Origin of the sequence: Fulvivirga maritima (genome assembly GCF_021389955.1) — a bacterium.
Classification (GTDB): Bacteria; Bacteroidota; Bacteroidia; order Cytophagales; family Cyclobacteriaceae; genus Fulvivirga; species Fulvivirga maritima.
In genome coordinates, this window is sequence record NZ_CP089980.1 from 1 (window position 1) to 14,007 (window position 14,007).

Here is a 14,007-nt window from a genome sequence, read left to right on the forward strand (position 1 = left end):
TAATTTTTCATCGTACACCAAGGCATTATAGTGGTAAGCTATTTGGTGCCCTTTTTCTACTATGAAGTTGGCAAACATTTTATCCTCACCATAAATAACGCCTTCCATTAGCTGCTCCACTTCCTTATCAAATAGAAATGACTCTAATAATGAAGTCAAAAAAAGCCATACCTGAACCTGATAAATTAGAAGATGAACCCAATTTATATGGAGCGTATTTATCTTCATCATTATGATATTTTTCACCTGTTTCATCAAGTGAGGCAACGAATGTATCCAGATTTTTGGCCACCCTTCTACCTTGCACAGCCATAAAATACGCTATCTAGTTATTCATCTCCATTAAGAAATCACTATGCACCAGATTATCAGAATCCAGGATGATAGATGTATCATGCTCCCGCACATAATGGGTTACAGCATATTTAATAGACTTGAGTTTAGAGCTTAAAGCTGTTTCGGGTTTCAAGATGCTTAATTTCAGATTCTCTTTCACCAAACTACAATCCGGGCAATCATCTGCCACCACATAAATGTGATAGTTAGAATAATTTGATTTGTAAATGGAAGATAAGAGCTGAGGGACTAGATCCACATTTTTATAAGCAGTTATAATCAGAGCCATATCTCACTACTTCCGCTTTAAAGGTGGTTTTTTGGGGCTGGTAAAAAGGGATATTATTGTTACTATCGAACTGAATAACAATAATGATGCAAAAATGCAGGTTAAAGCTATTAAATAGAACTGTCATGATGTAATTAATTAAGTAACCATATAATAGACTTGTTTATATCAAATTAAAACAAATAATAAACATATTATAGTAATTACTATTTTATTTCATCACATTAATATTGATAATATTTAAATAAACTTACATCAGTCATTCAGCCCGCTTATAACTATCTGGCAATATCTTACCATCGAAATAATCGAAACTAACTATTTGAGAATCTGGGCTTAATAATTTCAGGTGATATACCTTATCCGGAGTACACATGGGGAAAGTTTTTTATTGTGTCTTCATTTTTAAAAAAGTAGAGATCTTTAAGATTGAATCTTTATAATATAGTGCAGATCTGAACAGCTCTCCTGATGGATAATAGCTCCCGAATTTTGATGCCTGAGACTATCTTGGTATTTCGTTTCCGCAGCCTTCCCTCCTCTTTTATAATAATCGACTCGAAGCTGTTCTCTATCGATTTTTTTAAAATAGATAGTTCTGAAGTATTCTTTTTTTGGAGGTACAAATCTTACTGGAGCTGACTCAAAAACGAAGTATACAATTATGAAGCCTATTATTATGGAGAGAAAAAGCAATACAGATAATCTTCGGTTACGAGAGGACTGCTTCCTTTCCCACTTCAGACGCAGACCTACCCGCTCATTAACATCTGCTTCATTGAAATGATCGGTGTGGCTCTTATGCTCGTGCTCGTAAATATCCTTTAATGATTTTCTTTTATTTCTTAAGTCACGGTTTTGCTTAAGAGAATCATTCATTCCTTTAAAAAACCTCCGAGCATAATTATTTTCATTTAAAATTAAGGTTTCCAATTTTATAAATAATCACCAAATATAAAAATCAAATCACTTGTTCTTTGATATTCCATCCAGCATTTAACACATAAAAACCAGAAGTTGAAGTCCCGGTTTTTTTATGTAATCAATTCTCTTTTAATGATCTGCCTCGCAGCTGCAGCCCACTTTCATGTAACTTTCAGCGGTTTCATGCCAGTCAAACGCCTCGTTATTTTTCTTATTTTCCCCATATAATTTGCTTCTGGTTTGCTCCTGATTACCTATCTCATTCATGGTGGCGGCATCATACAACCTGCCATTAGCCATAGTATAACGTACAGAGTTAGAGTTCGTAATTCCATTTAAAGGATTTTTATCTAACCCTTCTTAAATCAGCGAGTTTACCTTCCTTTAAAGAGCCCACTTGCTCATCTATACCTAAATAATTAGCTCCATTGATAGTAGCAGCTTTCAAGGCTTCCATATTACTCATTCCTCCCTGCTTGAGCATCCATAACTCCCAGTGAGCACCAAGTCCATGCAGCTGTCCATGTGCTCCAAGGTTTACCTCACGCCATGATCGGCCAATGTTTTGCAGGTTTCTGACACCGGAATGTTGCCATTTTGATACTCCTCTTCTGGAGCCATAATTCTGTGACGTAATGGAATGTATAATACCCCTCGGGTAAAATGTAAGAAGCTTTTCGTCTTCCCAAACATTATAATTCTGATAGAAATAATTCTCCGCTAAGACCTCCATAATTCACGATTAATGTTAGGATTATGTCCGGAATTCTATTTTTCCAAAGCTCCAACACATCTTTATAAACAGGAGCTACTGGTATGTTGTTTTCTATTCCGGTATGTCCGTCATTAACCATGCTCATGTTATGGTCCGAAGGTAGATCCTCCTTCAGGTACCACTAGCATGTTCAACTCTCTGGCAGCTTGAATGACCTTGTTCCTGGTTTCTTCTTGGCTGGTTATAGTTATTTCTTTACAGAGAATGCTCCAAAAGGCGTTCAGTCTCCTTAAAGCCAAACGTGCATGTATTCAGACTATTAATTTTAGCTTTGGAAATCGCCATCTGCACCATCGAGGATGATACGGGTTGAGAACAATCTCGGACCGCTCATCTCTCCTGCATTAATCAGCTCTGACATAGCAAACACCGTCTCCGTGTTAGCTGAAGGATCATGTGCTGTAGTTACGCCATACGCCAGGTTAGCATATAAAGGCCAATGTTTCTGAGGTGTAATTCCGTAACCAAAAGCACTTACATGAGCGTGTACATCTACAGAACCAGGCATAATGGTTTTTCCCTGTACATCATACACTTTAGCGCCAGCGGGTATAGCTACTGATGCATCTCCAATGGCCTCTATTTTATTGCCATTAATTACTATGGTTCCATTTTCAATTACCTGATCATCTTCCATAGTAATAATGGTAGCTCCCGTAAAAGCGATAACACCATCAGGGCGGTAAGTATCTGCCTCAAGAGCTACTTTGACACCCACAGTATCCACAGGAGGGATACTATCAGGAGATCCTTCTAAAAAGGTAAACCTCTCATTAATATCATTAGTGAAATACTCATCGCCTAAAGTCCAATGGATTTTCTTACTATCTGCTGACCAGTGTAGGTTAATACCTGCATCTCTAGTGATAGGCGCCACCGGCACCGATTTACTATTAGGATCGATATCCAGCGTTTGTCCGGTTAATGGAAGCGGCGCTAGATAAGCCTTATGCAAATTCATAAATGCCACCCATTTGTTATCAGGACTAGGAATTAGTCGGTTAGCATATTTAGACTCTACATGCGTAATTTCATCATCACCGCTAAGGTTGACACTTTTTAGTCTTTTAGTAAGGTTGCCAAAAACGTAGCCTCCCGTCTGGTAAAATATACTATGTCCTTTTACACTAAATTGAGGATATTCCCCACTTTCGGTAATTCGTTTACCTTTGCCGCCTTCAATGAGAACCGTATAGATTGCCTGGCTTTTTATCGAATGTGCCACCTAAGGTGTTGTTACCTGATTCCTTTCACATAAACCACCGTTTTTCCATCTGGTGAGATAGAGGGTGTGCGGTAAATTCCTTTTTACTGAAGTAACATCTACAGGCTGTCTTTTTCTTCCTTTTTAGGGTTCCCTTTTTTCACAGCTCCCATGCTTTCATCTTCCCATGATACATATACCAGTATTTGCCGTCAGGAGTGAAAGCAGGTTCAAATTCAAATTCCTTGGAAGAAGTAATTCGTTCAGGCTCCCCGTTAGGCAGTTCTTTTCTGTATAATCGACCTAAAGCGTTAAACACTAACCTCTTTCCGTCCGGTGAAGTAACGGCATTTCTGATATCCTTTACTTCAAACTTATCAGGATTAATGTCTCTCTTAAATTTAAGAGCTTCGGCTATTTTTATAGTGTTTTCTACTTCAAAAGGAACCTCTGTTACTTGAAGCGAGCTCACGTCAATTTTCTTTATTTTTCCCTCAGCCCAAAAATAAATGAACTTATCATCTGGTGACCAATCGAAGTTAGGGTAGGTTCCAAAAATAGCCCATGCTTCTTGCTGATCTTTGTTCAGCTTATCATAAATAGGCCATTCTTCTCCGGTTGCCAAATCATGAAGATAAAGTACTGTTTTAATACGAACACGTTTTACAAAAGCAAGGTATTTACCATTATTTGAAATAGTCGGGTCTACAGGCACCACCAGGGCCGCCAGTAACACCACTCACCTCTCCTGTTTCCATATCATATCTACGCACCTGATAAATCTGGCTATTCGGATCTTTATTATATTGAAAATAGCCTCCAGGATATACATCTTCACAGAAATATAAATATTTACCATCTGGCGAAGCATACGGCTCATTCACATCTTGCTGATCATTTTTCCTTTTTGTAAGCTGTAACCCACTACCACCAGTGATATGGTACATCCACATTTCTCCAGCTCCAAGACTACGGCCAGACGTAAAATGCTTTCTGGCTATTAAATAGTCTCCATCAGGAGTCCAAACGGCATTATTTAGCAGCCTGAAATCTTCTTTAGTTACCTGATGGGCATCGGACTCCATCAGTATTCATTACCCAAATATTATCACCTCCGCCGGCATCACTGGTAAATGATATCTTCGTGCCATCAGGATTAAACCTGGGCTGCACTTCAAACCGGCAAGCCCCCGACCGAAGGGCCGTAGCCTTCCCTCCTGCTATAGGCATAATATAAATATCTCCAACAGATCAAATACTACCTGACTGCCATCAGGACTCACGTCCAGGTTCATCCAGGTGCCTTCAGTAGTAGAAAGCGCCATCTCTTTAAAATTCCATTCTCCTTCAGGGTCGGGCCACATCCCATTCCTTCTTATCCTGGGCAGTGACTATCCCTGCAATGCATAATAACACACAGAGGTATAAATATTTCATAATACAGTTTTGGTTTAAGAAAGCCCAAAATATAAGAGATCAATATTTAGAAATGAAGCAAGTATTTATAAGTGGTTATTTTAAAGTCGATTTTCTGGAAGATTTAAATAATCCTAAATACTCATTATTGAATTTCGCAAATCCATACTCATTTAAATCACATTTTACTACCTTTGGTTACCCATCTGAAAATAGAAACGAGTCAAATCATTTATTATGGAATGAGATCCTACCCTATATGAAGACAAGCACGCATTTGTGTTTGATTATGGCGATTCGCTGATATCATTGCTAAACCCTCAGCTAGGAGAACGCATACTAGATGTAGGCTGTGGCACAGGAGAGCTAACCTATGAGATCAGCAGGCTTGGTGCCAATGTAAAAGGCATTGACCTCTCTGAGGACATGGTAAAAAGAGCCAAGGAAAAATACCCGAACGTACCTTTCTCTACTAAAGATGCTGCCCATTTCCACTTCAAACACCCTTTTGATGCTATATTTTCTAATGCTGCACTACACTGGGTAAAAAACTATCAGGGAGCCATTAAATCTATATATAGCAGCTTAAAACATGGTGGACGTATGGTGGTAGAATTTGGAGGAAAAGGAAATGTAGACACCATAATAAGGCAGTTAAAATTAGAATTAAAGCGGGCTGATTATGATCAGGCTGCAGCACTTGAGCCCTGGTATTTCCCTTCTATAGGTGAGTACACTTCTGAGTTAGAAAAAGAAGGCTTTGAAGTAACCCTGGCTCAGCTCTATGAAAGACCTACTCAACTGGCCGATCAGGAAAAGGTATAGAAGACTGGATCACCATGTTTGGCAAAGTGTTTTTTGAAGGCATCAATAAAGTAGAACAGATACAAATAGCCAAGAAAGTACAACAGGGTGTTTTTCACCAGCTGTTTCATAACGACCAATGGTACGCGGATTACAAGCGAATAAGGGTAGTGGCTGTTAAGAAGTAGGGTTTGATTGACATACTTGATCAAAACAACACAAAAGCCCTGCAACCATGCAAGGCTTTTATTTTTTATCTACAAATTGAGATCAAAGACCCCACACCTCTTCCGCAATAGAAACCATGTTTTTCACTTTTTCCCATTGCTGCTCATAGGCTAGTTTATTACCATCTTCTGTAGTATGAGAACCCACATTGAGGACTGAGGCATAAGTGCTCTAAAGCCACATATTCTGAAGCTTCTTTTATTCGGTTCTTAATAGCTTCCTTATCTTCTATATCTCCTGTTTTAGAGGTGATTAAACCCAGCACAATATTTTGATTCTTAGACTTGGCTAATGGAGCAAAATCACCACTACGTTCATCATCATACTCTAAAAAGAAACCATCTATATTCACACTGAACATCTCCTCTGCTATTACATCATAACCTCCAGAGTAGATCCAGGCGGAGTGGAAATTACCACGACAAACATGCATGGTCACCAATAAATCATCTGGCTTATCTTGCAGCGCATCATTCAATATTTAGCAGCCAAACGACCACTTCTACAGGATCAAGTCCTTCTGCTTTAAGCGCCTCACGCTGACCTTCGTCTACCAGCGTGGCCCAATACACATCATCTAGCTGTAAGTAGCGGCATCCTAAATCATAGAAATGCTTAATGGTGAGTCTATATGCCTCCTGATAAGTCTTTTGCCAAATCATAAAATACTAGCATATACAGGCGTATTTCTAATGTTGGGCTGAAAGAACATGTTGGGGCTAGGTATAGTCTGCTTAGCCACAAAATCATCTCCAACATGGGCTTTTAAAAAGGCAAAATGTTTAACAAAAAACGGATGATTGGGGTTATAGCGAATAGGCTCATAAATGTCTATCAATCGGCCAGGAGTGGTAATACCATGAAATTCGTAAGGAGGGCCGTCTATCTGGCGAGTACCAATAAAGTCCTTCATAAAATCAAAGTGCCACCATGAGCGACGGAACTCACCATCTGTAATGCTCTTTAAGCCAGATTCCTTTTGTTTTTCTATCAGTTTTATGATTTCCTGATCTTCTACTTCCTTTAACGCCTCGGCATTAATGGTGCCGGCGGCAAATTTCTCTCTTGCTTCTTTAAGTGCCTCAGGCCTTAGGAAAAGCTCCCCACATGATCTGCTTTAAAAGGAGTCAGTTTTGTGTTTAGGGTTGTTCCCATAATATGTATTACTAATAATTGATTTTAAAATGCTTTATAAGCTCTTTAAAATGCTTCGTAATGCTATGAGAAAAGAAATTTTAGAAATAATAATGTACAGAAATGACAGAGTTTACCTGTTGAGCAACACGCACTACCATTAATGTATTCATTGTAAGACCTAAAGCTTCAAATCGCGAAAGCATTGTCCATTCAGAATAGGCAGGTCTCCTGACTTGTAACCGATTGATCAGCCTTCCCATTCCTGATAAGCTCAGAACAGTGGACATTGAAAATGATGAATCGTTTGGTGTGTTACTTACAGTTGCGCGACAGTTCGTGATTTTCACACGATTCCCTATTAATCTACGTTAAGTAAAACCTTTTCTGATTGATGAAAGTATGTAAAAGAACCAATGAAGGGTAAAGTTAAAGATCCTTTTCAATTTTATAGCATGATTTGCTGGTACCCGGCTAAAATAGCTGTTGCTCTTGTATGAAGATGAATAAAAGATGCGTCACCAATGCCCATAGACTTACAAGTGCCATAATCTAAAGTCTCATCAGGGTGATATTAAAAGAGCCATCTTACTGCAGTTACAAAGCCAATGACTACAAAAATCCCAATAAGCAATAAAATCAAGCCCACGACAAATGCCATTACTTTTCCTTTAAAAGTTTGTTTATTGTTAGAATGACACCCTTTTTATTCGTTTTGGGGGCTGAAAAGTGGGGACGTAATTATTCTTCTTTTTACTGTCTAATTTTAATTCCGACAATTTCTTTTGAGCATATTTAGATAGTTTAGACTTATCTCCACGAAAAACAATTTCTTGCAATATTTGATACCCAGAATAATTAACTGACTTTTCGTAAATGGCAACGCATTTTTTCAATTCGATCGCTGACAGGTTCTGTTAAAATCCAATATTTTCCCGCTGCATCCAAAAAACCACTGTCATAATAAAGTTTGGCAAGTTTATCCCATAATTCAATCTCATTAGGATTCTTTGTATCAAATTCCGCAAGCTATCAGCAGCTTTGAATTTTAGTCCACGATCAATTTCAGAATCGATTCTATCTATTTTTTTCTGTAAACTGACCACTTATGCTTAGCAGACGACAACCTCATATCGCCTTTCATTTTTAAATTAAAACTGACTTGTGAGATATTATGAATTCTGATAATCAGACAATACCCATCTCAATCATAACGATAATTTAATTATTTTAATAAAAAATCAAGCTTAATAGGATTAAAACTTCCCCAGCACATCCAATCCATTTTCCGCTAATAGATCAAGAGACCATATAATTGTTGAGCAAGAGCATTTGGCCTATCTTCACACAAATTTTCTGCAGCATGATCCAAGACAACACTTACAATCTTAAATTGGTAAAAGCATTTACTACTATAGCTATACTGGAAGCCATATCTTATCTGGCTTTGCTTCTAATAGCTATGCCTTTGAAATATTTCATGGATATACCTGAGGCTGTAAAATACACAGGCTGGGCCCATGGACGACTATTTGTTCTCTATGTAACTATGCTGATGGCCTGCTGGATAACCTATCGCTGGAGATTTTTAAGAGTGGTAACATTTTTTGTAGGCTCTCTCCTACCCATTGTTCCTTTTATAATAGAAAAGAGGCTGAAGAAAGAGTATAATTTATGAACAGAAAAACCTGGACGCTCCACTTTCATATAAAAAGCTTTATATCAAACGGTTACAGAAAATGTAGCATTACAAATGCCTTAGGAGTTGAAATTGGAATTTAGTGGAGATGGGGCAGCCTGTAATGAGCTTTAAACTAAATAAACTCAGATTTTCTTAAGCCAAGTTTCGGTTTGTTTAATTTTTCAATCGATTCTCTTACTTGGGCTCTTGTTTCTGATTGCAAAAAAGTTGGGATCAAAACATTTAGTTTAACTCCTAAAATCCGATGAATAATTACTAAATCCTTAAGTGTAAATTGAGAGACCCCATTCATTAATTCACTCATATATGATTTTGGATGGCCTAAGACCAATCCTAAATCTTGTTGGGTCATATCAAACTCTTTAAGCCTTTTTCTAATCACCTCTTTTCGTTTGTTAATGAATTTTTGTTCATAATTCACTATCTCCTCTGCTTTATCAGACTCATCTACTTGTGAATCAGTAATATTTTCAAAATCAGACCATTCTTTATCCTCGTATTCTTTAATCAAATCACGAAGCTTTTTTCTCAAAGGCTTTAACTCTGGATTGTCATCAATCATCAATCGTAATTTACGTTCTAGTAGAGATGCCTTTTCCAAATCATATTCATTCTCCAACCTATCTATATCTTCAATTTCTCTTATGTCTAGAATATCTCTCATAATTACTTTTTTAAATCCAGCTATTATCTCTCAGCCATTTTTTAATTACATTCCGATTGTTTTTAAAGGTCAGTTCATAATCATCATAACTACCAGCCAAAACTATCGTTGCTTCACCGTTTTCTTCAAATTCAATCATTATCAACGTACGGTGTATATTAATATTGAAGAAGTAGAACTCTCCGCCATAAACACAATCTGCATCAGATCGATTTGTAATTAAATCATGAGGTGTTTTCCAATCGCCCTCCTCAATATTAGAAATCAATTGATGAACAGATTTTACCAATTTTGAATTACCCCGATTCTTCCTAATCAGTTTGCCCAGAATGTGTTTATTAATAATCCTCAAATTATTTTTATTATAATCATTCTATGACAAAGATACGGAATAGTTCTGTAATATTCCGAACTTTATTTTTATACAAAACTCCTTCCCAATTCTAATAATAGTCGGCACTAAAAAGGAATGACAGCTTTTCATGACTGAACTCTTTTTTCAACTTGGTATAATTGGGCGTGATTAAATTTTGATAGGTTTTAGGTGATATATTATAACCATTGAATTTTGAAATATAATATTTCACTTCTTTCAGTTTCAATTTTTGGAAATACTCAGGAATATCATTTTCAAACGTGCAGCTATTAATTCCCAAGTATTGTAACTGTTGCAGATCAGCAATCCATTTAGGGAAACCGACAAATTGTATACCTTCTAAATAAAGGGTTTCCAAATTAGAAAACGCTTTAAGGTAATCTGGAAGTGTTTCTATTTTATGATGAGGATTAAAATCAATAAGATCCAGGCTGGTTAAACTTTCGGGTATGGTTTTAATATCATCTCCAACTCCCATCAGATGCAGCCTCTGCAAGGCCGTAAATTGATTAAGCTGAGCATAAGCTTCTTTACCAAAAGCATAACATAAAGACAACTCTATATCTTTTAGCTTAGGAGCCTCTAGCGCGGCCAAAGAAGACACCTCGGTACGCGATAGAGAAAGCTTTTTAAATGATTCAGCTGCACGGCAGGAAATTCGTGTATTACCTGGTTCTATTGAATGGAAAGCGCCTGTAAATTGGGCATCTCCTGAAGTAGTTGAAGCACATTTTCTGCCTTATAATTCTCTAGTTTTAACCCTTTTAACTGTGGAGCCAGATGGGCATTAAGTGCCGCTTCGCTTCCGGCCTCGTTTTCTATAAATAGTTTTTCAAGGTTAGGGCAATGCTTTAAAACATCTTTAATCGCTTCTGGAGACCATTTTAAGCGCAATTTTCTTAAGTATTCAGGCTTAGGAAGGTAGGCCGAATAATCGACAGCAGGAGCTGAGAGGTCTTTTGGCAAAGATAGATCTAAAGTCTCTGCTATTATTTTACTGAAAAAACCTTCCATATCTGTAATGCTTACGGATTGTAACAAAGCCTTTTCAGTGTTTATGAATTGTTCTCCTACAATAAATTCTTTGATTTGAAGAAGGTAAAGATCATTAACTTGCTGAGGAAGTGCATCCGCTTGAATAATCAAATTCGGACATCTTTGAATTTCTAAAGAATCAAGTAAGGCTATACTTTTCAAAATTTCAGGTAGCCTCTCTACATCAGAATTCCATATTTTTATAGCAGATAAGTTAGGACATGCTCCCAGATTAGAGAATAAAGAATCGAATTTTCCCACACCAAAACAAGCAATTTTCTCTAACGCAGGTAAACCTTCTAAGCCGGCAGAAAGCTCAGGCAGCTCATTCATACGGTAGATTTCTACCTCTTTTAGATTCGGGAAACTTTCAGGATGTTGAAAAACATAGGCTAATAAATCTGCTCTGTGAAAACTCAGTTTAGCAATCTCCAGCGCTTTACCTGTATGTATAATTTTAACTGATTTATCTAATCGAATAGCTCCTATATTCGGCAAAAAAGCACAGTAATCTTCAACCTCCTTCACCTTGGGCAATTTTTTAAACTCGGCTTTTTCTAAGGTTTTTAACTGCGGAATACATTTTGGTATTTCAATCAGGTTAGGGCAGTCGTAAACTTCTATTTCTTTCAGACTTTTTAAAGAAGATATATCCGGGAAAGCTTTCAATTTCGCTAAATCCTCCAATTCCAATACCTGTATAGAAGTCGGAAGTTTTAATTGATCAATACTTGTAGTGGTTAACCCTTCTAATTGTAAGGTTTCAAGATTGCTGAGTTGCTGCAAATCTTGTGGTATTTCTAAAGTCACAGGCTCTTCTGCCCCGGTCTGATCAATGGAAAGCTCTTTTAAATGCTCTAATTGGCTGAAATATTTTGGAAACTCTTGTAAATATGGGGTTTTCAGCTTTAAAGTTTCTAAGTCTTTTAAGTTACTGAAGCTATCCGGCAATTGGGTATATGCTCCATCAATTTGAAGCACGTGTATCGAATTTACTGTCCCGAATTCTTCTGGAATACCGTTGGCAAATACATCTCCTATAAACAAGCCCGTTATACCTTGAAGACGTCTGATTATAGAAGGGTCTTTGCTTATTTTTTTAGCCACGCTTTCTTCATCTATAAAAAAGCAAATAAACCCTAACAGCTGATATAGTCTGCCAATAAGAAAATCAGGATCTATAGTGGCAAAATGCACTAGCGCGCTAATTATTTTACTCGTATCATCTAATTTTTCAGGAAGTTTATTACGGGTTTTAAAAGCTTTTAATTGGGCTTTGTTACCATTTTTTTCTAAAGTATCGGTAATCTCCTGTACAATTTCTTTATCTCTGCAGATTTTACCTATCATAAAAAGTTCATAAAGGACACCCTGCGGGTAGTTCTTGTTTTCTTGCAGATGTTTGTAGTAAGATGATATATTTTCTACATTAAATTTCATGGCAATTTTACGTCTTCGTGTTGTATGATCTTTCGCTCTGTTTTGATCGTTTGATCCTATTTCTATTCAAATAATAAGCACACTTGAAATGTGTAAGGCTTTAATACTACTTTTAGAGTTAACCGATAGCTTATTTCAAAGCCAATCTGCTTCTATACCTAATTTCTCAAATTCTTCCACAATGGATCCTGAGGCATAACACAGGGTTACTTCTTTTAAGTTAGGAAAGTGCTTAGCATCTTCTACACTTTCTATATCCCAATAGTCTACTGCTCCACCAGAGAAAGGAGCTAAATTCATATAAACATCATTACCTCCATCCTGATAGATCTCCGTTAATTTGGAAGCCAAACGTTTAGGAATCGGTAAGTTTTTGAAATATTGCGTCACTTCTGCGATAGGCTCGTAGCCTTCTTCATCTACATCAATGTCTCTCTTGGTATACCATTTTGCGAATTCATAGACATCAAACTTAGGAGTTAACAGCTCTTGAGTATACATCAACTCTTCTATCACCGCGAGTTTAAAACCAAAATCAGTAAAGGTAATGAGCTCTTCATCGGGTGTAGTAATCTCATATTTATCTTTCGGAATACCTGCTGCACGGTCATACGGCTTGTAATGACTAACTTCAATGGCTTTAATACGGTCTTCTTCAACATCAAACCAGGCACTTACCGCATTGACCACCAAGGCTCCGGAGGAGTCTCCCTCAAACAGTTTTACTCGCTTTTCCGGGTGATTATGATAATAAGTAACAATAGCCTCATCTTCAAAATCAAAGGTTCCAGAAAATGCTTGAGAAGGACTAAATTGATAATCTTCTTGCTCAAAAATGGCGCTTATAGCATAGATAACATTTTCTTCTTTACAATAGCCAAGTATACCAAGCTCATCCCAGATGTAGACACCGCCTTTTTTACCCTTAAAGAAGCGAGGATTTTCACCTAGTACACTTTCTAATAGCGTTAAAGAAACGGGGAATGTAATGGCTGTATTATTGATTTCAAAACCAGTTGTAGAAAGGCGTAAATTCATCATAATGAGTTAATTTATAATACTTTATAAAGGCTTTTCTCTTTTAAGAATTTATCAAAGGAACCTGAAACTTTAGTTATTCCTCCCCCATCATGGTAATAGGCCCATAATGAAAAACTACATTCCGGATCAATATAGAGATAGTCTCCATTTTCGTGTGCTATCACAAAACCTTTGGCTACCCTCTCGAGTTTCACCCTACCAAAATGTGCCGAATGAGCGTATATATCTTCCGAGTGCTCGCTTTGTACCTGAGTGTAAAGCTTTAAACATTCATAATTAGCGGCTTCACCCACTCCGTCCATAGTCCAACGTTTTAATAGCTCTTCTTTACCCATCATATTCCAAGTACGTGCATCATAGCGCCCTTTAATTTTAATCTGAGTGCCATCAGGGTGCTTATCAAGAAATTGAAGATACCTGTTTGGTAATTCTTGCTGAAAAGTTTCGCTAAACTCTAATTTCATAGACCAGTGTGTTTATTAAAAGTATGGTCACAAAACTGAGAACATTTAAAGGAAATAAAATCACTGATTTCAGTGATATTGAATTTTAGGGGTGATCTACCATTGAAGAATGGCCATGAAGCCGATAGTGCCTCGGGCAGGGTGAAATGACCTTAACTTAAACGGCATTACCAAT

Annotated in this window: 25 protein-coding genes and 1 riboswitch; of the genes, 3 read left to right on the forward strand and 22 right to left on the reverse strand. The window is 37.2% G+C overall.

Annotated elements, in window-relative coordinates:
• Positions 1–127 precede the first annotated feature (127 nt).
• The 11 genes from LVD15_RS00005 to LVD15_RS00055 all read right to left on the reverse strand — a co-directional run bounded on the left by LVD15_RS00005 (position 128) and on the right by LVD15_RS00055 (position 4,892).
• Positions 128–313 carry a hypothetical protein gene (locus tag LVD15_RS00005; protein WP_233778259.1) on the reverse strand — a complete coding sequence of 62 codons (186 nt, stop codon included), beginning with the start codon at positions 311–313 and terminating at the stop codon, positions 128–130.
• Positions 314–325: 12 nt separating this feature from the next.
• A complete protein-coding gene (locus LVD15_RS00010; RefSeq protein ID WP_233778260.1) occupies positions 326–625 on the reverse strand; it encodes a glycosyltransferase in 300 nt (99 codons plus the stop codon).
• A gap of 423 nt (positions 626–1,048) precedes the next feature.
• Positions 1,049–1,504, reverse strand: a complete 456-nt coding sequence (locus LVD15_RS00015) for a hypothetical protein (RefSeq protein WP_233778261.1) — start codon at positions 1,502–1,504, stop codon at positions 1,049–1,051.
• Between the two features lie 174 nt (positions 1,505–1,678).
• Complete coding sequence (locus LVD15_RS00020) at positions 1,679–1,849, reverse strand: hypothetical protein (RefSeq protein ID WP_233778262.1); 171 nt, start codon at positions 1,847–1,849, stop codon at positions 1,679–1,681.
• 46 nt (positions 1,850–1,895) lie between these two features.
• Complete coding sequence (locus tag LVD15_RS00025) at positions 1,896–2,282, reverse strand: amidohydrolase family protein (protein WP_233778263.1); 387 nt, start codon at positions 2,280–2,282, stop codon at positions 1,896–1,898.
• Entirely contained in the window at positions 2,242–2,409 is a 168-nt protein-coding gene (locus LVD15_RS00030; protein WP_233778264.1) for a hypothetical protein, read from the reverse strand. Before LVD15_RS00030 ends, LVD15_RS00025 begins: the two co-directional genes overlap by 41 nt.
• Before the next feature lie 180 nt (positions 2,410–2,589).
• Positions 2,590–3,549, reverse strand: a complete 960-nt coding sequence (locus LVD15_RS00035) for an amidohydrolase family protein (protein ID WP_233778265.1) — start codon at positions 3,547–3,549, stop codon at positions 2,590–2,592.
• Positions 3,550–3,688: 139 nt separating this feature from the next.
• On the reverse strand, positions 3,689–4,267 hold the full coding sequence (locus tag LVD15_RS00040; protein ID WP_233778266.1) for a TolB family protein: 579 nt from the start codon (positions 4,265–4,267) through the stop codon (positions 3,689–3,691).
• Entirely contained in the window at positions 4,215–4,613 is a 399-nt protein-coding gene (locus LVD15_RS00045; protein WP_233778267.1) for a TolB family protein, read from the reverse strand. The genes LVD15_RS00040 and LVD15_RS00045 overlap by 53 nt, the downstream gene beginning before the upstream one ends.
• Positions 4,585–4,758 (reverse strand): TolB family protein, encoded by a 174-nt coding sequence (locus tag LVD15_RS00050; protein WP_233778268.1) that lies wholly within the window; start codon positions 4,756–4,758, stop codon positions 4,585–4,587. Before LVD15_RS00050 ends, LVD15_RS00045 begins: the two co-directional genes overlap by 29 nt.
• Positions 4,749–4,892 (reverse strand): hypothetical protein, encoded by a 144-nt coding sequence (locus LVD15_RS00055; RefSeq protein ID WP_233778269.1) that lies wholly within the window; start codon positions 4,890–4,892, stop codon positions 4,749–4,751. Before LVD15_RS00055 ends, LVD15_RS00050 begins: the two co-directional genes overlap by 10 nt.
• Positions 4,893–5,223: 331 nt before the next feature.
• Between LVD15_RS00055 and LVD15_RS00060 the strand changes: the two genes are divergently transcribed.
• Together LVD15_RS00060 and LVD15_RS00065 are read left to right on the forward strand one after the other, a co-directional pair.
• Positions 5,224–5,769, forward strand: coding sequence for a class I SAM-dependent methyltransferase (locus tag LVD15_RS00060; RefSeq protein ID WP_233778270.1), 546 nt, complete (start codon positions 5,224–5,226; stop codon positions 5,767–5,769).
• Positions 5,770–5,783: 14 nt separating this feature from the next.
• Positions 5,784–5,936, forward strand: coding sequence for a hypothetical protein (locus tag LVD15_RS00065; RefSeq protein ID WP_233778271.1), 153 nt, complete (start codon positions 5,784–5,786; stop codon positions 5,934–5,936).
• 158 nt (positions 5,937–6,094) lie between these two features.
• Here the strand turns inward: LVD15_RS00065 and LVD15_RS00070 are convergent, their stop codons facing one another.
• The 5 genes from LVD15_RS00070 to LVD15_RS27230 all read right to left on the reverse strand — a co-directional run bounded on the left by LVD15_RS00070 (position 6,095) and on the right by LVD15_RS27230 (position 8,106).
• Positions 6,095–6,454 carry a uroporphyrinogen decarboxylase/cobalamine-independent methonine synthase family protein gene (locus tag LVD15_RS00070; protein WP_233778272.1) on the reverse strand — a complete coding sequence of 120 codons (360 nt, stop codon included), beginning with the start codon at positions 6,452–6,454 and terminating at the stop codon, positions 6,095–6,097.
• Positions 6,447–6,638, reverse strand: a complete 192-nt coding sequence (locus LVD15_RS00075) for a hypothetical protein (RefSeq protein ID WP_233778273.1) — start codon at positions 6,636–6,638, stop codon at positions 6,447–6,449. The genes LVD15_RS00070 and LVD15_RS00075 overlap by 8 nt, the downstream gene beginning before the upstream one ends.
• Positions 6,635–6,889 carry a hypothetical protein gene (locus tag LVD15_RS00080; protein WP_233778274.1) on the reverse strand — a complete coding sequence of 85 codons (255 nt, stop codon included), beginning with the start codon at positions 6,887–6,889 and terminating at the stop codon, positions 6,635–6,637. Before LVD15_RS00080 ends, LVD15_RS00075 begins: the two co-directional genes overlap by 4 nt.
• A 425-nt stretch (positions 6,890–7,314) precedes the next feature.
• A riboswitch (cobalamin riboswitch) is annotated at positions 7,315–7,511 on the reverse strand.
• A gap of 288 nt (positions 7,512–7,799) precedes the next feature.
• Positions 7,800–8,006: a DUF6584 family protein gene (locus LVD15_RS27225; protein WP_370687389.1), complete on the reverse strand. Its 207-nt coding sequence runs from the start codon at positions 8,004–8,006 to the stop codon at positions 7,800–7,802.
• The gene (locus LVD15_RS27230) at positions 7,969–8,106 is read right to left on the reverse strand and encodes a DUF6584 family protein (protein ID WP_370687409.1); all 138 of its coding nucleotides are present in this window, start codon (positions 8,104–8,106) and stop codon (positions 7,969–7,971) included. The genes LVD15_RS27225 and LVD15_RS27230 overlap by 38 nt, the downstream gene beginning before the upstream one ends.
• A 367-nt stretch (positions 8,107–8,473) precedes the next feature.
• Here LVD15_RS27230 and LVD15_RS00085 point away from each other — a divergent pair, with 367 nt between their 5' ends.
• A complete protein-coding gene (locus LVD15_RS00085) occupies positions 8,474–8,788 on the forward strand; it encodes a DUF3817 domain-containing protein (RefSeq protein WP_233778275.1) in 315 nt (104 codons plus the stop codon).
• A gap of 136 nt (positions 8,789–8,924) precedes the next feature.
• Here LVD15_RS00085 and LVD15_RS00090 read toward each other — a convergent pair whose 3' ends face one another.
• The 6 genes from LVD15_RS00090 to LVD15_RS00115 form a co-directional block, all read right to left on the reverse strand.
• Positions 8,925–9,476 carry a helix-turn-helix domain-containing protein gene (locus LVD15_RS00090; RefSeq protein ID WP_233778276.1) on the reverse strand — a complete coding sequence of 184 codons (552 nt, stop codon included), beginning with the start codon at positions 9,474–9,476 and terminating at the stop codon, positions 8,925–8,927.
• Between the two features lie 10 nt (positions 9,477–9,486).
• Positions 9,487–9,744, reverse strand: coding sequence for a type II toxin-antitoxin system HigB family toxin (locus LVD15_RS00095; protein ID WP_233778277.1), 258 nt, complete (start codon positions 9,742–9,744; stop codon positions 9,487–9,489).
• 175 nt (positions 9,745–9,919) lie between these two features.
• Entirely contained in the window at positions 9,920–10,447 is a 528-nt protein-coding gene (locus tag LVD15_RS00100) for a leucine-rich repeat domain-containing protein (protein ID WP_233778278.1), read from the reverse strand.
• Between the two features lie 80 nt (positions 10,448–10,527).
• Entirely contained in the window at positions 10,528–12,327 is a 1,800-nt protein-coding gene (locus LVD15_RS00105) for a leucine-rich repeat domain-containing protein (protein ID WP_233778279.1), read from the reverse strand.
• Between the two features lie 135 nt (positions 12,328–12,462).
• Positions 12,463–13,368: a DUF6892 domain-containing protein gene (locus tag LVD15_RS00110; RefSeq protein WP_233778280.1), complete on the reverse strand. Its 906-nt coding sequence runs from the start codon at positions 13,366–13,368 to the stop codon at positions 12,463–12,465.
• An 11-nt stretch (positions 13,369–13,379) separates the two neighbouring features.
• The gene (locus tag LVD15_RS00115) at positions 13,380–13,832 is read right to left on the reverse strand and encodes an SMI1/KNR4 family protein (RefSeq protein WP_233778281.1); all 453 of its coding nucleotides are present in this window, start codon (positions 13,830–13,832) and stop codon (positions 13,380–13,382) included.
• Positions 13,833–14,007: the final 175 nt, after the last annotated feature.